This is a genomic window from Parasphingopyxis lamellibrachiae, from assembly GCF_003385775.1.
Lineage (GTDB): Bacteria > Pseudomonadota > Alphaproteobacteria > Sphingomonadales > Sphingomonadaceae > Parasphingopyxis > Parasphingopyxis lamellibrachiae.
In genome coordinates this window covers 309,135-330,005 of the sequence record NZ_QRDP01000004.1, presented here as the reverse complement: position 1 = coordinate 330,005, position 20,871 = coordinate 309,135, and the positions used below count along the sequence as shown (strand labels likewise).

General features: G+C 61.1%; 20 protein-coding genes, 1 tRNA gene and 1 other RNA gene. 12 read left to right on the top strand and 10 right to left on the bottom strand.

Annotation, left to right across the window (positions count from 1 at the left end):
• Window positions 1-11 precede the first annotated feature (11 nt).
• Genes DFR46_RS01755 through efp form a run of 3 tightly spaced genes read right to left on the bottom strand, consistent with a single transcriptional unit; the run spans window position 12 to window position 2,717 of the window.
• Window positions 12-1,298 carry an SMP-30/gluconolactonase/LRE family protein gene (locus DFR46_RS01755; RefSeq protein WP_116234892.1) on the bottom strand — a complete coding sequence of 429 codons (1,287 nt, stop codon included), beginning with the start codon at window positions 1,296-1,298 and terminating at the stop codon, window positions 12-14.
• A complete protein-coding gene (locus DFR46_RS01750) occupies window positions 1,295-2,110 on the bottom strand; it encodes an inositol monophosphatase family protein (RefSeq protein ID WP_116234891.1) in 816 nt (271 codons plus the stop codon). The genes DFR46_RS01755 and DFR46_RS01750 overlap by 4 nt, the downstream gene beginning before the upstream one ends.
• A 43-nt stretch (window positions 2,111-2,153) precedes the next feature.
• Window positions 2,154-2,717 (bottom strand): elongation factor P, encoded by a 564-nt coding sequence (gene efp, locus DFR46_RS01745; RefSeq protein ID WP_116234890.1) that lies wholly within the window; start codon window positions 2,715-2,717, stop codon window positions 2,154-2,156.
• A 145-nt stretch (window positions 2,718-2,862) separates the two neighbouring features.
• Here efp and DFR46_RS01740 point away from each other — a divergent pair, with 145 nt between their 5' ends.
• Window positions 2,863-3,057 carry a hypothetical protein gene (locus tag DFR46_RS01740; protein WP_147297596.1) on the top strand — a complete coding sequence of 65 codons (195 nt, stop codon included), beginning with the start codon at window positions 2,863-2,865 and terminating at the stop codon, window positions 3,055-3,057.
• Here the strand turns inward: DFR46_RS01740 and thiE are convergent.
• Window positions 3,054-3,677 carry a thiamine phosphate synthase gene (thiE, locus tag DFR46_RS01735; protein ID WP_116234888.1) on the bottom strand — a complete coding sequence of 208 codons (624 nt, stop codon included), beginning with the start codon at window positions 3,675-3,677 and terminating at the stop codon, window positions 3,054-3,056. The two genes, DFR46_RS01740 and thiE, sit on opposite strands and share 4 nt — an antisense overlap.
• Before the next feature lie 88 nt (window positions 3,678-3,765).
• On the opposite strand from thiE, the gene DFR46_RS01730 reads away from it, so the two are divergent.
• The gene (locus tag DFR46_RS01730; RefSeq protein WP_245953603.1) at window positions 3,766-4,143 is read left to right on the top strand and encodes a hypothetical protein; all 378 of its coding nucleotides are present in this window, start codon (window positions 3,766-3,768) and stop codon (window positions 4,141-4,143) included.
• A 14-nt stretch (window positions 4,144-4,157) separates the two neighbouring features.
• On the opposite strand, the gene DFR46_RS01725 is transcribed toward DFR46_RS01730, so the two are convergent.
• On the bottom strand, window positions 4,158-5,051 hold the full coding sequence (locus DFR46_RS01725) for a fructose bisphosphate aldolase (RefSeq protein WP_116234887.1): 894 nt from the start codon (window positions 5,049-5,051) through the stop codon (window positions 4,158-4,160).
• A gap of 129 nt (window positions 5,052-5,180) precedes the next feature.
• On the opposite strand from DFR46_RS01725, the gene DFR46_RS01720 reads away from it, so the two are divergent.
• Window positions 5,181-5,936, top strand: coding sequence for a flavodoxin family protein (locus DFR46_RS01720; RefSeq protein WP_116234886.1), 756 nt, complete (start codon window positions 5,181-5,183; stop codon window positions 5,934-5,936).
• A gap of 11 nt (window positions 5,937-5,947) precedes the next feature.
• Here DFR46_RS01720 and DFR46_RS01715 read toward each other — a convergent pair whose 3' ends face one another.
• From DFR46_RS01715 to tkt, 4 genes are all read right to left on the bottom strand, one after another.
• Entirely contained in the window at window positions 5,948-6,400 is a 453-nt protein-coding gene (locus DFR46_RS01715) for a PaaI family thioesterase (protein WP_116234885.1), read from the bottom strand.
• The gene (locus DFR46_RS01710) at window positions 6,397-7,581 is read right to left on the bottom strand and encodes a phosphoglycerate kinase (RefSeq protein WP_116234884.1); all 1,185 of its coding nucleotides are present in this window, start codon (window positions 7,579-7,581) and stop codon (window positions 6,397-6,399) included. Before DFR46_RS01710 ends, DFR46_RS01715 begins: the two co-directional genes overlap by 4 nt.
• A gap of 137 nt (window positions 7,582-7,718) precedes the next feature.
• On the bottom strand, window positions 7,719-8,726 hold the full coding sequence (gene gap / locus DFR46_RS01705; RefSeq protein ID WP_116234883.1) for a type I glyceraldehyde-3-phosphate dehydrogenase: 1,008 nt from the start codon (window positions 8,724-8,726) through the stop codon (window positions 7,719-7,721).
• Window positions 8,727-8,739: 13 nt separating this feature from the next.
• Window positions 8,740-10,713 (bottom strand): transketolase, encoded by a 1,974-nt coding sequence (tkt, locus tag DFR46_RS01700; RefSeq protein ID WP_116234882.1) that lies wholly within the window; start codon window positions 10,711-10,713, stop codon window positions 8,740-8,742.
• A gap of 157 nt (window positions 10,714-10,870) precedes the next feature.
• On the opposite strand from tkt, the gene DFR46_RS01695 reads away from it, so the two are divergent.
• From DFR46_RS01695 to DFR46_RS01680, 5 genes are all read left to right on the top strand, one after another.
• Window positions 10,871-11,281 (top strand): hypothetical protein, encoded by a 411-nt coding sequence (locus DFR46_RS01695; protein WP_116234881.1) that lies wholly within the window; start codon window positions 10,871-10,873, stop codon window positions 11,279-11,281.
• Window positions 11,274-11,588 carry a cell division protein ZapA gene (locus DFR46_RS01690; RefSeq protein WP_116234880.1) on the top strand — a complete coding sequence of 105 codons (315 nt, stop codon included), beginning with the start codon at window positions 11,274-11,276 and terminating at the stop codon, window positions 11,586-11,588. Before DFR46_RS01695 ends, DFR46_RS01690 begins: the two co-directional genes overlap by 8 nt.
• A gap of 11 nt (window positions 11,589-11,599) precedes the next feature.
• A non-coding RNA gene (ssrS, locus tag DFR46_RS15030) (6S RNA) lies at window positions 11,600-11,776 on the top strand.
• Window positions 11,777-11,794: 18 nt separating this feature from the next.
• Entirely contained in the window at window positions 11,795-12,361 is a 567-nt protein-coding gene (locus DFR46_RS01685) for a 5-formyltetrahydrofolate cyclo-ligase (RefSeq protein ID WP_116234879.1), read from the top strand.
• Window positions 12,358-12,567, top strand: coding sequence for a DUF2842 domain-containing protein (locus DFR46_RS01680; RefSeq protein ID WP_116234878.1), 210 nt, complete (start codon window positions 12,358-12,360; stop codon window positions 12,565-12,567). The genes DFR46_RS01685 and DFR46_RS01680 overlap by 4 nt, the downstream gene beginning before the upstream one ends.
• Here the strand turns inward: DFR46_RS01680 and DFR46_RS01675 are convergent.
• A tRNA-Asp gene (locus DFR46_RS01675) sits at window positions 12,556-12,632 on the bottom strand. The genes DFR46_RS01680 and DFR46_RS01675 overlap by 12 nt on opposite strands.
• A 287-nt stretch (window positions 12,633-12,919) precedes the next feature.
• On the opposite strand from DFR46_RS01675, the gene DFR46_RS01670 reads away from it, so the two are divergent.
• From DFR46_RS01670 to DFR46_RS01655, 4 genes are all read left to right on the top strand, one after another.
• Entirely contained in the window at window positions 12,920-13,921 is a 1,002-nt protein-coding gene (locus DFR46_RS01670; RefSeq protein ID WP_116234877.1) for a DUF11 domain-containing protein, read from the top strand.
• A 12-nt stretch (window positions 13,922-13,933) separates the two neighbouring features.
• Window positions 13,934-14,395, top strand: coding sequence for a DUF11 domain-containing protein (locus DFR46_RS01665; RefSeq protein ID WP_116234876.1), 462 nt, complete (start codon window positions 13,934-13,936; stop codon window positions 14,393-14,395).
• Window positions 14,396-14,472: 77 nt separating this feature from the next.
• The gene (locus DFR46_RS01660) at window positions 14,473-15,570 is read left to right on the top strand and encodes a DUF11 domain-containing protein (RefSeq protein ID WP_116234875.1); all 1,098 of its coding nucleotides are present in this window, start codon (window positions 14,473-14,475) and stop codon (window positions 15,568-15,570) included.
• Between the two features lie 53 nt (window positions 15,571-15,623).
• Complete coding sequence (locus tag DFR46_RS01655) at window positions 15,624-20,735, top strand: DUF11 domain-containing protein (protein ID WP_147297595.1); 5,112 nt, start codon at window positions 15,624-15,626, stop codon at window positions 20,733-20,735.
• Window positions 20,736-20,871 lie beyond the last annotated feature (136 nt).

Genomic DNA, 20,871 nt, shown 5'->3' with positions numbered 1-20,871 from the left:
AGACAAGGGCGTTAGCGGCGGAAATCCGGCTGATTTTCGAACGGCGAGAGGTCGATTGCACGAATTGCCGTCGTCCGCGCCTCGGCGCCTTCGTTAAGCGCGCCGCCAGCGCCGAAATCGCCCCATCTCGCATCGGCGATATAGCGAAAGGAACTGCCCGATATCGTCCCGAGAGTGGGTTCTCCCCAATCGGGATTTTCCCTTTCGACAATTTCCACGGCCGTTACCCTGTCACCGGAATCGCTGATCGACAGGCGAAGGATCGCATGGGGACGAACGCCATTGCGAATGGCAAATATGGCATTGCCGTGCGGAACGAGCCCATCGATGCCGTCGAGCATATGGGGCCCGTCATAGGTTATCCGGTCCAGCGCGCCGGTTTCGAAATCGAAACGGGCCAGGCCATAGCTATAGTCGGCGACGATGAGCGCCGATCCGTCGGGAGACACCACCATGCCCTGGGCGCTGCGCAGCCTGCCCGGTTCGACAAGGCGCTCCAGCGCAACGGCGCCAACACGCCGCACATAGACTGCGCCCGTCGCTCCATCGCTGAGATAGGCGCTGCCATCAGGCCCAAGGGCGACATCGCCGGGCTGTTCGCCCGGGCCGACCGGCAGCCAGAGAATCTCCTGCCGGTCCGGCGAAATCCCCACCATCCCGACAAAAGCCGTATCCGGTTCGGTCGTCTGGTCGACGGCCGAGGACGATACCCACAACCAGCCGCGCTCGGCATCGAACGCCATGCCCATCGGGCTACCCATCTGGGGAGACCGGGGATCCGGTTCGCCGCCGACACCCGAAAATGGTGCCCATCCCTCGGCAGATGGTTCATAGACGGTGCGTGCGGTGACACTCGACACGAGATTGGCGTTGATCGTCGACACATGCACAATCCCTTCGACCAGTCCGAGATTTGCTGGCACGCTGGCGGCTGGAACGCTCGCGGTACGCGGCGCTGCGTTATAGGTCATGCGCGCAACAAAAAGCGGCCAGCGCTCATCGCTGAAAGCTGCCATGAAGACCGCCTGACCCGCTTCCGTCAGCGTGCCGCCCATCGCGATATAGCGCCACAAAGCAGCCTCCGCATGGGCCATCCGGTCTGCGTCTATGGCGTCCTGCGCCAGCCGCAACTGCATCAGCCCGCTATGCGGAAATTCCGAGGCCATACGCTGGAGATCGGCGGTCGTCGCATTTTCCGCTTCGGTTATTGCCGGCCAGTTTCCACCGGCCGTGTCGGCACTGGCCGCCCCAGACCATAGGGCGCATAAAGCCAGCACAGAAACGATGCGTTTCGTCACCGGATAGCGCCTGCCACAATCTTGTGCAGTTTGGAATGGATCGCATCGTTCGCCGCGAGGATTTCGCTGCGGTCGAAAAGCTGGGCGCCCCCGCGGAAATCGGTCACAAAGCCGCGCGCTTCCCGGACGAGAAGCACACCGGCGGCCACATCCCAGGGTTGCAGGCCGGCTTCCCAAAACCCGTCATAGCGCCCAGCGGCAAGCCAGGCGAGATCAAGAGATGCCGCACCGAACCGGCGGATACCCGCCACCTGAGGCGCCACGGCGTTGAAGACGGAGTTGAACTGATCCAGATCGCCATGGCCCTTGAACGGAATTCCCGTGGCGATAAGGGCTTCGTTGAGATTGCGGCGCCCGGACACCTGCAGCCTGCGATCATGAAGAAACGCGCCCTTGGTTTTTTCCGCCCAGAACAGATCGTCGGTCAGCGGCTGATAGACCATCGCCGCGCTGACCTCTCCCCAGCTGCCATCGGGCCTGCGTTCCTGGACAGCGATCGATATCGCGAAATGCGGGATACCGTGGAGAAAGTTACTGGTGCCGTCGAGAGGATCAATAATCCAGCGGGGCTTGTCTGGCTCACCTTCGATGATCCCGGCCTCTTCCAGCATGAAACCCCAGCCGGGGCGAACCGCCAGCAGCTCATCATAAAGGATGCGCTCGGCGCGCATATCGGCCTTGGACACGAAATCGGCCGGCCCCTTCATCGAAACCTGCAGATGCTCGACTTCGGAAAAGTCGCGCGCCAGGCTGCGACCGGCCTTGCGGGCGGCGCGGTCCATAACGGTGATGATAGCGGAACGGGCTGGCATAGTTTCTTTCCTGCGCTCGGAATTGCGCGCTTTACGGGTAAGGCTAGTCGGCCTTCTTCACATATTCCTGGGCATAGACATCGACAATGATGCGCGTGCCGGCGCTGATATGCGGCGGCACCATGACGCGAACACCATTGTCGAGGATCGCCGGCTTGTATGAAGAAGACGCTGTCTGGCCTTTCACGACCGCATCGGCTTCGACGATCTCGGCCTCTACGTGATCGGGCAGCTGCACGGAGATCGGCTTTTCCTCATAAAGTTCCAGCATGACATCCATGCCGTCCTGCAGGAAAGCCGCAGCATCGCCGAGCATATCCTTGGACAGGGATATCTGCTCGTAATTTTCCTTGTCCATGAAGGTCAGCATTTCATCGTCGGCGAAGAGGAACTGATAGTCTCGCGTATCGAGGCGCACTTTCTCGACAGTTTCTGCGGAACGGAAGCGCACATTGTTCTTGCGCCCGTCGATCAGATTCTTGAGCTCGACCTGCATATAGGCGCCGCCCTTGCCGGGCTGCGTATGCTGAATCTTGACGGCCTTCCACAGCCCGCCCTCATATTCGATGATGTTGCCGGGACGGATGTCCACGCCGCTGATCTTCATGAATGTCTCACTTGTTTCGAAAGAGCCGGCGCGGCCTCTACCAGCCGCAGGGCCATGCCACAAGCGAAGAGCCGTTGTCGCTTCCGTCCAATACGGAGCTGCCCGCCTCCCTTACACAATCGCGCATCAGGCAGAGGTTATGCAGATGATGTACCGTAATAGCCCTTTTCCGCGTGCCGCCGGGCTTTTTGGCCGGATCGCCGGCTTGCCGCGCCGAATTCGGCGAAATCCGGATATCCGGGCCGGTATCTCCGACCCGGATCGCTATCGCGCAGAGCTTCTGCGCAAGGCCGTGGCTTTCACGGTCGGCAAACCTGACAGCGCCGATTCCGAAATCTAGTCGCCGAGTAGCGCCGCAAAGGCACCGACACCCGCAGCCTCGCCATCGGGATGGTCCCAGACGGCACTGCTGACAGCGAGGAAATCTGCCCCTGCCTCGATAAGCGGCGCGGCATTGTCGGCGGTAATCCCGCCGATCGCAACGCAGGGCAGTACGAACATGGCCGACCACCAGGTCAGAATCTCCGGTTCGGGTCGATGGGCTGTTTCCTTGGTTCGCGTCTCGTAAAAGGCGCCGAATGCGACATAGTCGGCACCGGCCTCGCCAGCTTCCATCGCAAAATGGCGGCTGTCATGACATGTCGCGCCAATCTGCGCATCCTTGCCGAGCAGCGCCCTCGCCTCCTTGATGCTGCCATCGGACCGGCCGAGATGGACGCCGTCCGCCCCCAGCTGCGCGGCGAGATCGGCGCGATCGTTGAGGATGAAGGCGCAATCCCGCTCGGCGCAGACCGGCATGAGCTGCTCCGCCATTGCGGCAATCGCCGCATCGTCGACCTCTTTCATGCGGAGCTGGAACGCGGCGACCGGCCCGGCATCGAGCGCCCTGGTCAGGTGATCGGCAAAATCCGGGCCGGGATCGGAAGGAGAGATCAGGTAAAGTTGGCAATCGGTTGTCATGCGCTCCCCCTAGCCTCTCTGCGGTGCAAAACGGAAGCGCCTTCTCCCGTTCATTGCGCATGCAGGCCAATCCGCGCAGGATATCCCGATGAAACAGCTATTTTCCCTTGCCCTGCTCGCGGTGCTGGCGGGCTGCACCACGATTTCGCAGGCCGCGCCCCGACAGGACGGGATCGCCGGGCTCGGCGAATCAACCCATGTCGACGGTCCGCTGGTCACGCCGCTTCGGCTGATCGAGGATAGCCGCTGCCCCATCAATGCGCGGTGCGTCTGGGCGGGCCGGGTGGTTCTGCGCGTCCGGGTAGCCGGGAACCGGACAATGGAGCTGACGCTCGGCGAACCTCAAGAGGTGGCCGATGGGGCGCTGACGCTGGTTGCCGTCGCGCCGGACCGGATTGCCGGCGAAGGGCAGGATATCGCCCCCGCCGACTATCGGTTCACCTTCGCATTCGACGGCGGATACTGAACCGGCCCTTGCGATCAGACCTTGACGGTCGACGCCCGATGGATCTGGTCGATAGCCGAGCCCAGAGCGGCATCGAATTCGGTATCGTCCATGCCATGCCGCAGATCCTGCAACAGTGCTCGGGAGAAGCTGGCGATCATGCCGTGATTCCTGGCCAGCTCCGCACATGCATCATCGCGCGAATAGCCGCCTGAAAGCGCGACAAGCCGGGCAACGCGCGGGTGCCCGACGATATCGTCATACAGTCCCGCTTTGGCCGGAATCGAAAGCTTCAGCATTACCTGCCGGTCTTCGGGCAGCGCATCGAGCGCCTTGATGAGTTCCTCCTTGAGGATCGCATCGGCCTCGGCGCGTTCCGGGCTGGTCAGCGATACTTCCGGCTCGACGATCGGCATCAGGCCATGATCGATGATCTGGTTCGCAACCTTGAACTGCTGCGTGACATTGGCGGCGATTCCGGTCGGCGACGCCTTGGCGATGACCGAGCGCATCTTGGTGCCGAAAATGCCCTTGGCAACCGCGCGTTCCAGCAGCGCATCGAGCCCCGGCATCGGTTTCATCATCTGGACGCCATCGGCCTCATCCTCCAGCCCCTTGTCCACTTTGAGAAACGGTACGACGCCACGTTCCCAAAGAGCAGTGGGGACCGGCTTGCCATCGGCCTCGCCGTCCATGGTTTTTTCAAACAGGATTGCACCGATCACCTTGCCGGTCGCGAAGGACGGCGCGGTGATGACCCGCTGGCGCATCTGGTGGATCAGCGCGAACATCTCGTCTTCATTTGCATAGGCGTCTTCGCCGATGCCGAATCCCTTGAGCGCCTTGGGCGTCGATCCGCCGCTCTGGTCGAGCGCGGCGATAAAGCCTTCGCCTTGGGTGATCGTCTGCATCATTTCTGGATCTGACATCGGATTGGGTTGTCCTCTTGGTTCGCGCGAATCTCGGGCGTCTGATAGTAAAGGGCGCGGCCTTGGGCAACGGTGCGCCAGTAACCGCCGTGCATAGCATTGCGAACCCGGGCCAAGGGAGGACATTTCATGTTGAACGATATCCAGAAACAGCTTTGCAGCGACAACCGAACCGATTTCAGCGATCTCAAGGCGCTCATTCTCAACTGCACGCTCAAGAAATCGCCCGAACCCTCCCACACCGATTCCCTGCTCGAAATGGTCGAGACTATTTTTGGCAAAAATGGCGTCCAGTGCGAAAATATCCGGCCTGCCGACTATGATATCGCCTTTGGCGTCTATCCCGATATGACAGAGCATGGCTGGGACACGGACCAATGGCCGGAAATCTGGCCGAAAGTCGCCGCCGCCGACATTCTTATCATCGGCACACCGATCTGGCTGGGCGAGAAATCTTCCGTCGCCACGCAAGTCATCGAACGACTCTATGCCCATTCGGGCGAGACCAACGACAAGGGCCAGTATTTCTATTACGGCAAGGTCGGCGGCGCGATCATCACGGGGAATGAGGACGGCATCAAGCATTGCGCGATGAGCATTCTCTATGCGCTCCAGCATATCGGCTACACGATCCCGCCCCAGGCCGATGCCGGCTGGATCGGCGAAGCGGGGCCCGGCGCCTCTTATGGCGACAAGCAGGAAGACGGGACGCGCGCGGGCATCGACAATGATTTCACCCGCCGCAACACGACCTTCGCGACATGGAACCTGATGCACTATGCGCGAATGCTAAAAGATGCGGGTGGAGTTCCCGCGCATGGCAATCAGCGCACCGCATGGGATGCGGGCTGCCGTTTCGATGCCCCCAATCCGGAGCATCGATAACCGGCCGCGCGTCAGCGACGGATCTTGCGAATTATTCCGTTGAAGCGAAGCACAGGCTTGCCATCAGCGGTGACGATCCCCTGGGTAAAGATCGTTTTGCCGCCGACCCGCACGACCTCTCCGCGCGCTTCTACCAACTGCCCGACCTGCGCCGGTTCGAGAAAATCGCCTGTCAGGTTGAGCGTAACGCCATGGCCCCCGTCCAGCGCTTCGCGCGAGATCGAAAAGAGCGCGCTGTCGACAAAGGTCATCAGACAGCCGCCATGCATGAAACCCGCCCCGTTCATATGGCGCTGCTCGGCTCGAAAGGCGGAGACGGCGTTTCCGTCTTCATCGACCTTTTCGTAAAACGGGCCAGCGCGCTGTTCGAACGCATCGCTTTGCCAGCTCGACCAGCCAGCCCATTCGCCTTCGGTGACAAGGACGAGCCCGCCCTCGGACCCTACGGCTTCGTTTTCGCTCATTTGGTCAGTGCCTTCACGCCCGGCAATTCCTTGCCTTCCATCCATTCGAGAAAGGCGCCGCCCGCGGTCGAAACGAAAGTGAAATCATCGGCAGCGCCCGCATGGTTGAGCGCGGCAACGGTGTCCCCGCCCCCTGCCACCGATACCAGCGAGCTTTCGCGGGTCAGCGCGGCGGCGGTTTGCGCAAGTGCCACGGTTGCAGCGTCGAAAGGCAGCGTTTCAAAGGCGCCCAGCGGGCCGTTCCAGACGAGGGTCCTGCACGTCTTGAGAACGTCGGCAAGTGCCTCGACGGCCGCCGGACCGATATCGAGGATCATCTCGTCGGCTGCCACTTCATGGACATTCACCGTGCGCGTTGGCGGATTGGCGGCAAATTCCTTCGCGACCACCACGTCATAGGGCAGATGGACCGTGCAATCCGCCGCGTCCGCTGCCTCGAGAATCGCGATGACCGTGTCAGTCAAATCATGTTCGCACAGGGATTTGCCGACATCGACGCCGCGCGCCGCGAGGAAAGTGTTGGCCATCCCGCCGCCGATAATCAGATGGTCGACCTTGGTCACGAGATGCTCAAGCACGTCGAGCTTGGTCGACACCTTGGCCCCGCCGACCACGGCGGCAACTGGATGTTCGGGATTGCCGAGCGCGGCTTCGAGCGCGTCGAGTTCGGCCTGCATCGCCCGCCCGGCATAGGCAGGAAGGTGATGCGTCAGCCCTTCGGTCGACATGTGGGCGCGGTGCGACACGGAAAAGGCGTCGTTGACGTAAAAATCGCCGAACGAGGCGATCATCTTTGCCATCTGCGGGTCGTTCTTCTCTTCGCCCGCTGCAAACCGGGTATTCTCGATCACGGCAATCGCACCGTTCGGCAGATCGGCAATCGCCTGCCCGCTCGGGCGTTCCATGAAGATTACGTCCCGTCCCAATATATCGGACAGCGCAGGCACAACCTGCTGCAGCGAGAATTCAGGCCGATACTCACCCTTGGGCCGGCCGAAATGCGCCAGCAGCAGCACCTTGGCTCCGGCGTCGGATAATTCGGTGATCGTCGGGACATGCGCACGCAGCCTCGTATCGTCCGTCACCGCGCCATCCGCCATCGGCACATTCAGGTCGACCCGCACCAGAGCGCGCTGCCCGGCAATGTCGCCAAGATCGTCGAGAGTCTTAAAAGCCGTCATGACGTCACCTCTGTACTACGCAGAATATCGTCACCCCGGACTTGATCCGGGGTCCAGGGCCATGGGCGAAATCGGCTGCTGCCCTGGATGCCGGATCGGGTCCGGCATGATGCATCTTCAATCGGTTCTCGCGCGCCCTACAGCAGCCCTGCCATCACGCTGGCGGTATCAATCATGCGGTTCGAAAAGCCCCATTCATTGTCATACCAGCTGACCACGCGGGCCAGTTTGCCCTCCATGACCGAAGTTTCGAGGCTGTCGACGGTCGAGCTTGCCGGATAATGATTGAAGTCCGACGAAACCAGCGGCTGATCGGTATAATAAAGAACGCCTTTCATGGCGCCGTCAGCGGCGGCTTTCAAAGCTGAATTCAATTCCTCGGCCGAAGTATCGCGGCCCGGCGTGAAGACCAGATCGACCAGCGAGACATTCGGCGTCGGCACGCGGACCGAACTGCCATCGAGCTTGCCATTGAGTTCCGGAAGAACAAGGCCGACCGCACGGGCCGCGCCGGTTGTCGTCGGGATCATGTTCTGCGCCCCACCGCGCGCCCGGCGCATGTCCGAATGCATCTGATCCAGCATGCGCTGGTCATTGGTGTAGCTGTGGATCGTCGTCATGAATCCGCGCTCGATGCCGACCGTATCGTTGAGCACCTTGGCCACCGGGGCCAGGCAGTTGGTGGTGCAGCTGGCGTTGGAGACGATCAGATCTTCTGCGGTCAGGCTACCGTGATTCACGCCGAAAACGATCGTTTTCGTTACATTTTTTGCAGGAGCGGAAATCAGGACACGCTTGGCGCCGGCAGTCAGATGCGGTTCGGCAGCTTCATGCGACTGGAAGAAGCCCGTGCATTCCAGGACGAGATCGACGCCCATTTCTCCATGCGGTAAATTGCCGGGGTCGCGCTCAGACGTCACGGCAACGGTCTTGCCGTTGATGGTGATGCTGTTTTCGCTTGCCGTCACTTCACCCGGGAAGCGGCCATGGGTCGAATCATACTGGAACAGCAGCGCATTGGCCTTCGCGTCCGCGAGATCGTTGATCGCAACGAGCTCCATGTCGTGATCGGTTCGTTCGAAGATCGCCCGCGCCACAAGGCGCCCAATGCGTCCGAATCCGTTGATTGCAACTTTGACTGCCATGGGAAATGTCTCCTTAGTTCTTGAGTGCCGACAGGATTTGCGGTGTGATCGCCGCTTCAGTCAGCCCGAAATATTCAAACAGTTTGTCGGCAGGGGCCGAACCGCCGAAGCGATCGATCCCGAAATTCATTCCATCGCTGCCGGTATAGCGTTCCCAGCCAAATGTCGCCCCCGCCTCGATGGAAACGCGCAGGACATTTTCTTGGCTGCCGAGAATATCGGCTTTGTAGGCCGCATCCTGGGCTTCGAACAGCTCCCAGCACGGCATGGACACCACATCCGCGCCTATGCCCTTGGCTTCCAGCGCCTTGGCAATGTCGGCCGCGAGATGCACCTCCGATCCGCTGGCCAGCAGCACGACCTTGCGGGCGTTTTCCGCACTGCGCAGGCGATAGGCGCCCTTGGCCGAGAGATTCTCACTGACATCGCTGCGCATGGGCGGCAGCCCCTGACGCGTCAGCGCGTGCAGCGAGGGCCCGTCCTTGCGCTTCAGCGACAAAGCCCAGCATTCCGCTGTTTCTATGGCATCGCAGGGACGATAGACATCAAGTCCTGGCATCGCACGCAAACTGGCCAGATGCTCAATCGGCTGATGAGTTGGCCCATCTTCGCCCAGACCGATGGAATCGTGCGTCATGACAAAGATGGAACGCACCCGCTGAAGCGCCGCAAGCCGGATTGCCGGCCGGCAATAATCAGCGAAGACCAGGAATGTCCCACCATAGGGAATGACACCGCCATGCAGCGCCATACCGTTCATCGCGGCGGCCATGCCAAATTCGCGGATGCCGTAATAGATATAGCGGCCGCCATAATCGTCTTTGGTCAGCGGCTCGGTAGCGGGCGTCTTGGTGTTGTTGGATCCGGTCAGATCGGCCGATCCGCCCAGCGTATCGGGCAGAGCCTTGTTGATCGCCGTCAGCGCCATTTCCGAGGCTTTGCGCGTTGCCACTTTGGGCGGCTCGGCAGCCAGTGTTTCAAGATAGGCCTGCATCGCATGGCCTTCTGGAAGGTCGCCCGCGATCCGTCGCTCCAGCTCGGCCTTTTCGGGATGGTTTGCCAGGCGTTCCAGCCATTCGCCGTGCACCTCCGCCGAACGCGCGCCCGCTGCCTGCCAGGCTTCGCCGATCTCCGGCGGAATCACGAAAGGCGCCGCATCCCAGCCCAGTTCCTTGCGGGCAGCGGCGATTTCCTCATCGCCCAGCGGCGCGCCATGGGTAGCGGAAGTCCCCTGTTTATTGGGTGCGCCATAGCCGATCACCGTCTTGCAGGCGATCAGCGAGGGGCGCGGATCAGCCAGCGCCTCTTCGATGGCAAAGCGGATCGCATCGGGATCGTGTCCGTCGCATTTCGTGACGTGCCAGCCCGCAGCCTCGTACCGCGCCGGAACGTTCTCGCTCGTCGAAAGATCGGTGCCGCCATCAATGGTGATATCATTGTCGTCCCAGAAGGTTATCAACCGGCCAAGTTGCAAATGCCCGGCCAGACCGATCGTCTCATGATTGATGCCTTCCATCAGGCAACCGTCGCCTGCGATCACCCATGTCCGGTGATCGATCACATCGTCGCCGAACTGCGCATTGAGGTGTCGTTCCGCGATCGCCATGCCGACGGCCATCGCCAGGCCCTGGCCCAGCGGTCCGGTCGTCGCCTCGACGCCCGGCAACAGGAAGTTTTCCGGATGGCCGGCACAGGGGCTTCCCAGCTGCCGGAAATGCTTGATCTCGTCCATTGTCGGCCGCGCATAGCCGGTCAGGTGCAGCAGCGAATATATCAGCATGGACCCATGGCCAGCCGAGAGAACGAACCGATCTCTATCAAACCATTCAGAGGCTTGTGGGTTATATTTGAGATATTTTGTAAAGAGGACCGTGGCGACATCGGCCATCCCCATCGGCATTCCGGGATGGCCGGAATTGGCTTCCTGCACCGCGTCCATGGAAAGGGCGCGAATTGCATTGGCGAGCTGGGTTTGGCTGACGGTCATTCGGTATCCCCTGTTCGGACTCCCATGGCCCCCACAAGGGCCGAAAGACGGCCCAGCGAGTCGCGGGCACGCGCGACCAATTGGAATGTCACGGGGTTATCGTCAACCGCGACGCCCACAGACTTGCCGGGAAGCGCTTTCCTGCTATGCAAAGCGCATGGAAGACGAACGCCTTGCCCGCGCAATTGCAAGGATCGAGCAGGCTGTTGCCAAGCTTGCCGAGATCGGCCCGCTCGCCGCGCCTCCCGGCACACCGGCCGATGACACGGCGCGCAAGGCGGAATTCGAATCGCTGGAAAAGGCGCATCAGGACGCGCTCGACGATCGGGAGCGCACGATTGCGAAGCTGCGCGCCGATATTGCCGATATCAGCGCGCTCAAGGATCAGGAGATCGCGCGGCTGCAGAAGGAATTGCAAGCAGCCCCCAACACCGGCGTCCTGACCGTTCCGGAAGCAGAGCACCATGCCCTACAACAAAAATACGACCAGCTTCGTTCAACGGCTGAATCGACGCTAAACGGCTTGGACGGGATTATCGGCAAGGTCGAAAGGGCAAAAAATGGCTGAAGTCACGCTCAACATTGCTGGCCACAGCTACACTGTCGCTTGCCGCGACGGCGAAGAGGAACGGCTCGAAAAGCTGGGCCAGATGGTCGATGCAAAGACCGTGGATGCCCAAAATGCGGTTGGCGGAAATCTAGGAGAAGCGAGAATCCTGCTTTTCGCCTCTCTGCTGCTTGCCGATGAAGCCGACGAACTGCGTTCGAATCGCGCGCAGGCGCCGTCAAACGCTGCCGTCGACGATCTGGAGAAACTCGCCGATCAGCTCACCGCTATCGGCGATAAGCTTGCTTCGGACCACCAGCTCTCCTAAATTGGTTGCGGCGGGCGCTGCCCGGTACGAGCCTACACGAATATCCCTGAGGCGATACAACATCCAAGGGAGCTGTCCCTGCCCGGGTTGCGGGATTTGAAATAGAATCCGGATCCGGTGCATATGGCGCCCACCTGACGTTACTGGCGTCAGAGGATTTTCGGGCAAACGACCATGGCGGCCCCGCCACCCGCACGAGCGAGATCATGACCAAAAACGAACTCAGAACTTGTTTTAATAAAGCAAGACAAGATTTTGTTTTATCGTTGAATTTTTCTCAAATTACTGTTGCGATACAGAATGTGCAAAGCCGGCTTGTCGACGCCCGGCTTCTGTCCGGTACGATCGGCGGCTATGCCGCCATGACGTCAGAACTGGACCCGGCTCCCATGTTCGGCATCTTCCGGGACAATGGCCATAGCATCGCCCTTCCATGGTTCACCGATCGCTCGGCCGACATGACCTTCAAAATGCTGGACGGACCGCTCGAACGCGGGCCTTTCGGGATCAGCCAGCCGAGCCCGGAAAACGATATGGCCGAGCCCGATACAATATTGATCCCGCTGGTTGCGGCGGACGGTTACGGCAATCGTATCGGACAGGGACAGGGCCATTTCGACCGCTATCTTGCCAAATCGCGGAAAAAGCGGCCGATTGTTGCGATCGGCCTTGCCTGGGAGTGCCAGATCGCGGACCAGCTGCCGGCAGACCCCTGGGACCAACCGCTCGATTTTATTGCGACTCCGGATCGATTCATAAAGGTGACGTCATGACCCCAAGCTGGCGCAAGCCATTCGGAATGTTGCTCATTGTTACGATTATCGTGGTCTGGTGCGTCATCATCGCCAGCGCATCGGCGTCGATCGGCACCCTTCCCGCCCTACTCCAAGCGCCCATATATCTCGCGGCAGGGATCGTCTGGATCCTGCCGCTAAAGCCACTTTTACGGTGGATGGAAACTGGAAAATGGCGCGAGTGACGGGACTTGAACCCGCGGCCTCCGGCGTGACAGGCCGGCGCTCTAACCAACTGAGCTACACCCGCATAGGCGTTGAAGAGGCGCGAACTAGGCGAGGCGCTCAGCCCTGTCAAGCAAAGTAGCACAGCCCTTTTTCAGCTTTCGCTGCGCCGGCTGGAATATTTACTCTTTATTTACCATAACGAAATAAAAGTTATTAACTTCGACCCCAGTCAACGAACTAAAACTCGATTAGTTCCACAAAAAATAGCGTTTTTACGAATTTTCCGGCCAAATTTTACGCCTTATTAGCGTTAATGGGCCATCTACCCTCCCGTAACTGATCGTTTCGTTCCTCTGGGGGGTATGAATAATGTCGCTTCGTCGACGCACACATCTTCATTCTGTCGCGCTGCGCGCGCCGCTATTGCTGGCCGCGCTTTCACCGGCCTCCCTCGCGTCTCAGGCTCAGGCAGCCGGGACGCTAGCCGGTACGCCCATCGAAAATACGGCCACCGCCTCTTATGACGATGGCGGCACAACGATTACGGTCGATTCCAACACGGTATCGCTGATTGTCGATGAGATTCTCGATATCGCCGTAACTTCCGCCGATCCTGGCGACGTTCCGGTCCGGCCCGGCGAACTCGATTCGGTGCTGAAATTTACCGTTACCAATGGTGGCAACGGACCCGAGCCCGTATTGCTGACCATCGATCCGAATATCGCTAGCGATGACTTCGACCCGGCGGCCGTCACCATATTCATCGATACCGACGATAACGGCGTCTACGATGTCGGAACCGACACGCTATATACGTTGGCCACGCCGCCGACGCTCGACCCGGATGCCAGCATCACGGTATTCCTGCTTGGCGATATCCCTGCGACCACTGCCGATGGCGAACGCAGCGAAGTCGAACTCACCGGAACCGCAGCAACCGGCAGCGGCACGCCTGGTACCGTCTTTGCAGGTCAGGGCGAAGGCGGCGGCGATGCGGTTGTCGGGTCCACCGGGGCAACCGCGAACGACAGCGGTTTTTATGCGGTCGTCGACGCGACGCTCGATCTGACGAAATCGGCAACCGTCCTGGATCCGTTCGGCGGCGCTACGCAGGTTCCCGGTTCAGTCATCACCTATCGCCTGACTGCCGAAACGACCGGCAGCGGCTCGATAGACAATGTCGTGATCACTGACGCCATTCCAGGCGCCACGACCTATGTCGATGAAAGCATCACGCTGGACAGCACCGGCCTTACTGACACCGCCGACGCCGACGCCGGTACGTTCGACGGCTCCGGCATCGCTGTGACGCTGGGAACCGTGGCCGGCGGCACCACCAACATCATCGAATTTCAAGTCGTGATCGACTGACGGAGACTGAGCATGAAATTTCTTATCGCATTTCTGGCCCTTATCGCGCCGGCGAGTGCCGTTCTGGGCAACCAGGTCGCGCTCGACAGCCAAGTGTTTGTGGAACGCAGCGCGGAACAGGCCGATGGCAGCGTCACGGTTACCCTGGAGGAACCGACACGCGTCGTTCCCGGAGACAATCTGCTCTTCGTGCTCACCTATCAGAACACCGGAGCGGAAGCGGCGGAAAATTTCGTCGTCACCAATCCGATGCCGGAAGCCGTTGTCTTCGGCGAAGCGATCGATAGCGGCGCGGTATATTCGGTCGATGGAGGTACCGTTTTCGGGCCGCTCGCCGAGCTTCGAATCGCTGAGGAAAGCGGCGTGGAACGCCCTGCCCACGCCGCGGACGTAACGCATATTCGCTGGACGCTGACCGAGCCGATCCCGGCTGGCGAATCCGGCCAACTCAAATTTCGCGGCATCGTGAGATAGCCGCACTGTAACCGCCAAATTGTGCCAGCGGACCGGGGGGTGAAGGGCACTGGAATGACAGATTTAAGGCAAAGAAAATGAAAAGGACGACGAAATATCTCGTCTCTGTCAGCAGTGTAGCGTTTGTGGCTTTGGCCGCTAACCCTGCAATCGCAGCAGGGACCGATGCCGGATCAAGCATCACCAACACTGTTACGGTCGACTATCAGGTCGGCGGCGTGGACCAGAGCGATATCACGGCGGCGGATACCTTCACGGTTGACCGTGCGGTCAACGTGATCGTCGCGGAGTTGGGGAATGCCACAACCACAGTGTCGCCCGGCCAGGACGATGCTGTGACGACATTCGACGTGACCAATGAAACCAATGGATATGTGGATATCGCCCTTGCTGTATCGCAGCTTGTCGGCGGTACAGCGGCCCATGGCGGCACCGACAGCTTCAATGCCAGCAATGTTCGCATCTACGAGGATGACGGCGATGGCAGTTTCGATGCCGGTGATACGCTGGTCACCTTTCTCGACGAAATGGACAATGGAGAAACCCGCCGTGTTTTCGTTGTTGCCGACATTGCGCTCGGCCTGGCGACCGGCAGTGTGGCGGATGTCGAACTGACCGGTACGGCCCGTGAAGGCAATGCCGGCACGACCGGGGGCGCGGTAGGCGCCGCGATCACGGCAACGACCGGCGGCGACACAGCCGGTGTGGATACCGTTTTCGCCGATACCGACGGCGTTTTCGACGGCATCGCCTTCGACGACGACGATTTCACTGTGCAGGCGGCTGCCCTGAGCGCACTCAAGGGCAGCACTCTGCTTGCCGTCAACTATCCGATCTCGGGAGCCACGGAATTCTACAATATTCCGGGAGCCACGGTCGAATATTGTATCGCCGTAACCAATGCTTCTGGCGGTGCCGATGCCACAGGTGTGGCGATTTCCGATACGATTCCGGCCACGACGACCTTCGTCGCATCCTCAATCGTAATCGGCGGCACCGCGACAATCGACGACAATGGAACGCCGGGCAACACGGCCGACGATGTGCTGACCGGCTGTGACAACAGCGCCGGTTCATCGGGCGGTTCGTTCGCTGCCGGCACCGTTTCCGCAACAATCGGCACCGTGGCCGCGGGTACGACTGAGATCGTAACTTTCCGCGCAACGATCAACTAAGCGGAATGGGCATGGCCGCCGGGCGGATATCCGGCGGCCATCGCTCGGCTACCATGCGTCATACGATCCTTTCGATATGTGCAATGTTTCTTGCACTGTTCGCCGCGCTTTTGTCGTCGGCGGGTACGGTCGCGCATGCCCAAACGATCAGCAATATCGCTTATGCCGAATGGGATGAGCTGGGCGAGCGCGTGCGTGAACCCTCCAACGCCGTGGAAATTGTCGTCGATACGAGCGGTTTGCCGCCGGAAATCAGCCTGTACCATTTCGGCTCTGGAAATGGGGGCGGAACATATGCAGTTCTGCCTGCGACAAGCTGCGTCGCCGTAGCCCCCTATACCGCGCCGCGTCTGGGCGGAGCCTATGCGGATATGCCGCTCGATCCGGCTGAAATCAGTGGCGCAACGGAGATACGGGCCGGCGAGCCGTTGATCTTCATGGTCGAGCATGCAGCGAGCAATCGCGATCCCGCCGTACTGGAAACCTATGAAATCATTATAGAAACACGTGAAGGCGACGCCGAGGAAATGATCCTTACCGAAACCGGACCGGACACCGGAATATTCGGCGGCCTCATTCTGACCGCAGCCATTCCGCCCGCACCCATCCAGTATAATTGCATCCTGTCGGTCGTGCCGGGCTCCGCTCTCACCATCTCCACATCCGACCCCAGCCGTTCGCGGTCTTTCCGCGAACTGGCCGTCGATGTGCTCGACGATTTCGGTTCGACCGTCTTCGACAGCGAAACCGGCGCCCCGGTAGATGGCGCACGGGTTACGCTGGTCGATGCGACGACGGGCCAGCCTGCCGAGGTCTTTGGCGGTGACGGCGTTTCGAGTTTTCCGGCGACGGTAACCACTGGACAGAGGATTACCGATGGCAGCGGTTTCGCCTATACGCCGGCAACCGGAGACTTTTTCTTTCCGGCCGTACCGCCGGGCCGATACCGGCTGATCGTCGAACCGCCCGCCCCCTATACCGGCATCTCCCAGGCCAGTCCTCAGGAATTGGCGGGTTTCGTCGATTCCCGCGGCGATTCCTATGACATCGTAACCGGGTCTTTCGGAGAATCCTTCACGCTGGGCGATGTGGGGTCGATCCGCATCGATATTCCTCTCGATCGCCCTACGGCCATGCTACAGATCGAAAAAGCGGCATCGCGGCAGATGGCCGTGCCGGGCGACCCGATCTTGTTCAGCATTCGCGTTGGCAGCACGGATCCGAGCCGACCAACACGTCCGCTCGTGATTACGGACACGCTTCCGTCCCAGCTGCGACTGCGGCTGGACTCGCTGCGCCTGGATGGCGAACCCATTGCCAATGGTGTGACGCTTGCGCCTGACGGCCGCAGTTTCGCGGTTGCAATTCCAAGCCTGAGCGCCGGAACGTCAGCCGTTCTCACCTATATCACCGAAGTGCTTCCACAAGCTTCGGCCGGGAACGCCACCAACAGCGCCCGGGTCCGCGACGATCACGGCCATATCAGCGCCATCGCGGACGCGACGATCCGCATTCAGCGCGACACCATCGCCAGCCGGATGACCATCATCGGCCGGATCACCGAAGGCGGCTGCGGCGTCGATCCGCGCACTGCCGCTGGCGTGGCCGGTGTTCGCGTCATAATGGAAGATGGCAGCTATGCGGTCACAGATGACGAGGGCCGCTATCATTTCGAAGCCGTCGTGCCGGGCCTGCATGTCGTCCAGATGGACGAATCGACACTCCCGCTGGATCGGGCGGCTGTCGATTGCGCGCGCAACACGCGATCGGCCGGCCGCGCCTTTTCCCGCTTCGTTGAGGGCCAGGGCGGCGGGCTATACCGCGCCGATTTCGTGGTTCGTGCGGTCGAGCCTCGCGAGGCGCCGGAAACAGCGGCCATTGCCGAACGCCCGGCGCCTTTGTCGGACGCCGATGCAGCGGGAACCGAGCGCGACTGGTTTGCCGGTCAGCAGCCCGGTATCGCATGGCTCTTCCCGGAACCTGAACATAATCCGCGCGCCCGTGTGATCCGCGTCGCGATCAAGCATCTGCCCGGCCAGACTGTGCGCCTGTCTCTGAATGGCGCGCCGACAGCACCCATCGCGTTCGAAGGCGTGCGCACCAATGCTGCGAACAGCATTGCGATCAGCCAGTGGCGCGGCATCGGGATCGAGCCGCGCGAAAACCGGCTCGTCGCGGAAGTCCTGGATACCAATGGCGCGGTCGTCGAGACACTCACGCGCAGCGTACATTTCGGTCATGCGCCGATCCGCGCCGAATTCCTGCCGAACCGTTCGCGACTGGTTGCCGACGGTGTATCGCGCCCGATCATTGCGGTCCGGCTCACAGACCGGGACGGCCAGCCCGTCCATCATGGTCTGACGGGCGACTTTTCGGTCCCCTCCCCCTATTTCCCGGCGGTAGAGGCCGATGCGATGCAGGCGAGACAACTTTCGGGCCTGGAGCACGCGGCACCGGCATGGCGCGTGGAGGGCGATGACGGCATTGCCTATATCGAGCTCGAACCAACGACGGTTAGCGGTACGCTGGCGATCACCTTCCCTTTCCGCGACGGGGAAGTCTCCCGCCAACACAGCGTAGAAACCTGGCTGGAACCGGGCGACCGACCCTGGACCATCGTCGGTTTCGCCGCTGGCACGGTCGGTTTCAATCATCTCGACCGCAATCTCGAAGAGATCGGTGCCAATGAGGAGAGCTGGTATACCGACGCCCGGATCGCTCTCTATGCGCGCGGCCGGGTTACCGGGCGCTGGCTGATGACCCTGGCCTATGACAGCGATTCCGAGCGCGACGAAACGCGCTTCCAGGGTGTGATCGACCCGAACCAATATTACACCATCTATGCGGATCGCTCCGAGCGCCGCTTCGGTGCAGCCAGCGTCCGCCGTCTCTATCTCAGGCTCGAACGCCCGCAATTCTATGCGATGTTCGGCGATTATGAGACCAATTTCGGCGAAACCCAGCTTGCGCGCTACAATCGCAGTTTCAATGGTCTGCGTGCCGAGTTTCGCAATGCGCGGGTATCGGCCACGGCCTTTGTGGCGGATACGCCGCACCGCTTCCGTCGCGTCGAGATTCAGGGCAACGGCCTGACCGGCCCCTATGCCATCGGCAGCACACAACTGCTTGCCAACAGCGAGCGGATCACCCTTGAGGTTCGCGACAAGCTGCGCTCCAATATTATCGTGTCGAGCCAGACTCTGGTTCGCCATATCGATTACGATATCGATTATTTCAGCGGCACCGTCCGCTTCCGGGAGCCGATCCTCAGCCGCGATTCCAGCCTCAACCCGCAATTCATCGTGGTCGAGTATGAAGTCGACGGTGTGGCCGCACGCCGCGTCAATGCAGGCGCCCGCATCACTTGGAGCAGCGCCGACCAAAGGCTGCGAATCGGCGCCACGGCGATCCGGGATGACGACAATCAGCGCGAGACCAATATGGCCGCGGTGGACATTCGCTGGAGGCCCAGCGATTCGACCGAAGTGCGGGCAGAATTCGCGGCAAGCGACAGCGATCCGGGCGCCAGTGCCACTGCAACCGAGGACAATCCCGGCACGGCGACCGCCTGGCTGGTCGAAGCCGAGCATCACAGTTCGGATTTCGATATCCTCGCCTATGCGCGCGAACAGGAAGAGAATTTCGGCGTCGGACAACTCAGCGGAGCCGAACGGGGTACGCGCAAGTTTGGTTTCGACGGCAGAGTTCGCCTCGGCGGCTCCCTTTCGCTCGCCGCCAGCGGCTGGCACGAGGACTTCCTGTCGACCGGTGCACGCAGGATCGCCGGACAGGCGCTGCTCGAATATCATGGCGACAACACAGATAGCCGCGTCGGCATTATTTACAGTAACGACCAGCTCAGCGACGGCTCCACTCTCGAATCGACACTTCTCCAGCTTGGGGCGACGCAGCGGCTGTTCAGCGACAAACTCACCCTGGACGCCCAGACCGAATTCGCTCTGGACGACGCGGAAAGCGTCGACTTCCCCGCCCGGCACCAGTTTACCGCCAGATACGCTGCAACCAGCTGGCTGACGTTGGTCGGCGGCTATGAGATTGCCGATGGCGATACGGTGGATGCGCGCACAGCGCGAGTTGGCTTCGACCTCCAGCCCTGGTCGGGCGCGCGGATCTCGCTTGCCGGCAACCAGCAGGACATCAGCGAATATGGCCCGCGAACTTTTGCCGCCTATGGTTTCGCGCAGTCGCTCGTGCTCAGTGAACACTGGTCGCTGGATTTCTCGCTCGACGGCAACAAGACGCTGGGTGGCGGTATCGATCCCGACACCGTGCTCAATCCCGCCCAGCCCGTTGCCAGCGGCGGCTTTGTCGGCAATGGCACCAGTCCGGTCCTGACCGAAGACTTCACCGCGGTCACCGCCGGTGCGACCTATCGCGGAGACCGGTGGAGCTGGGCCGGGCGCGCCGAATACCGTGATGGCGAACGCGAAGACCGTTACGGCCTTACCACCTCGTTGCTCCGGCAGATCGGCGAAGGCAGCGCGGTTGGTGGCGCTTTCTCCTGGCTGCGCGCGGAACAGGATGGCGGCGCAACCAGTGAAATAACATCGCTCGAAATCTCGCTCGCCCATCGCCCGGCGGACAGCGACTGGTCCTTTCTCAACAAGCTGGAGCTGCGCAGCGATGCTATCACCAACGCGGTCGCCGGACAGCCCGGCCCAGTCGGCAGCGCGCCGCTGATCGTCACCGGCGATCTGCGATCGCGCCGTATCGTCAACAGCTTCTCGCTCAACTATTCGCCAACCGGATCGAGCCTCGGCATGTTCGGCGGCGAAGACTGGTTGAGCCGCAGCGAGTTCACCTTCTTCTGGGGCACACGCTATGTGTCTGACCGCTTCGGTACGGCCGATGTCGAAGGCTGGAGCAACCTTGTCGGCGCGGACGCCCGGTTCGATCTGTCGGAAACCGTCGATATCGGTGCCGCCGCCAGCGTGCGCGAGGGCAATGGCGGCCGCGCATGGACCTGGTCCGCCGGTCCGAATATCGGCATCAGCCCGGTCGAAAACACATGGATTTCCGTCGGTTACAACATAACCGGTTTCGAAGACCGCGATTTCGAGGCCGCCCGCTACACGCGCAGCGGCCCCTATGTCACCTTCCGCCTGCGCTTCGACCAGCAGACGTTCCGCGATCTCGGGTTTTAGAGTTCCTTTTAAGAATTTCGCTAGCGCGATATCGCCGTACCGGCCCGCTCCCCCACCCGACCACCCACGAGTGTGCCCTGATTGGGAGGTCCGGTGGGAGAGCGGGCCGGTGCGGCGCTCAAGCGTCAGCTTGAGT

Bases quoted from the DNA above. Each gene is read 5' to 3' on its own strand.
- thiE (WP_116234888.1), bottom strand. From the start codon at position 3,677: ATGACAACCGATTGCCAACTTTACCTGATCTCTCCTTCCGATCCCGGC.
- DFR46_RS01685 (WP_116234879.1), top strand. From the start codon at position 11,795: ATGACCAAAAACGAACTCAGAACTTGTTTTAATAAAGCAAGACAAGAT.
- DFR46_RS01750 (WP_116234891.1), bottom strand. From the start codon at position 2,110: ATGCCAGCCCGTTCCGCTATCATCACCGTTATGGACCGCGCCGCCCGC.
- DFR46_RS01670 (WP_116234877.1), top strand. From the start codon at position 12,920: ATGTCGCTTCGTCGACGCACACATCTTCATTCTGTCGCGCTGCGCGCG.
- DFR46_RS01690 (WP_116234880.1), top strand. From the start codon at position 11,274: ATGGCTGAAGTCACGCTCAACATTGCTGGCCACAGCTACACTGTCGCT.
- DFR46_RS01665 (WP_116234876.1), top strand. From the start codon at position 13,934: ATGAAATTTCTTATCGCATTTCTGGCCCTTATCGCGCCGGCGAGTGCC.
- DFR46_RS01720 (WP_116234886.1), top strand. From the start codon at position 5,181: ATGTTGAACGATATCCAGAAACAGCTTTGCAGCGACAACCGAACCGAT.
- DFR46_RS01680 (WP_116234878.1), top strand. From the start codon at position 12,358: ATGACCCCAAGCTGGCGCAAGCCATTCGGAATGTTGCTCATTGTTACG.
- DFR46_RS01710 (WP_116234884.1), bottom strand. From the start codon at position 7,581: ATGACGGCTTTTAAGACTCTCGACGATCTTGGCGACATTGCCGGGCAG.
- DFR46_RS01730 (WP_245953603.1), top strand. From the start codon at position 3,766: ATGAAACAGCTATTTTCCCTTGCCCTGCTCGCGGTGCTGGCGGGCTGC.
- efp (WP_116234890.1), bottom strand. From the start codon at position 2,717: ATGAAGATCAGCGGCGTGGACATCCGTCCCGGCAACATCATCGAATAT.
- DFR46_RS01740 (WP_147297596.1), top strand. From the start codon at position 2,863: ATGATGTACCGTAATAGCCCTTTTCCGCGTGCCGCCGGGCTTTTTGGC.
- tkt (WP_116234882.1), bottom strand. From the start codon at position 10,713: ATGACCGTCAGCCAAACCCAGCTCGCCAATGCAATTCGCGCCCTTTCC.
- DFR46_RS01715 (WP_116234885.1), bottom strand. From the start codon at position 6,400: ATGAGCGAAAACGAAGCCGTAGGGTCCGAGGGCGGGCTCGTCCTTGTC.
- DFR46_RS01695 (WP_116234881.1), top strand. From the start codon at position 10,871: ATGGAAGACGAACGCCTTGCCCGCGCAATTGCAAGGATCGAGCAGGCT.
- DFR46_RS01725 (WP_116234887.1), bottom strand. From the start codon at position 5,051: ATGTCAGATCCAGAAATGATGCAGACGATCACCCAAGGCGAAGGCTTT.
- DFR46_RS01655 (WP_147297595.1), top strand. From the start codon at position 15,624: ATGCGTCATACGATCCTTTCGATATGTGCAATGTTTCTTGCACTGTTC.
- DFR46_RS01660 (WP_116234875.1), top strand. From the start codon at position 14,473: ATGAAAAGGACGACGAAATATCTCGTCTCTGTCAGCAGTGTAGCGTTT.
- gap (WP_116234883.1), bottom strand. From the start codon at position 8,726: ATGGCAGTCAAAGTTGCAATCAACGGATTCGGACGCATTGGGCGCCTT.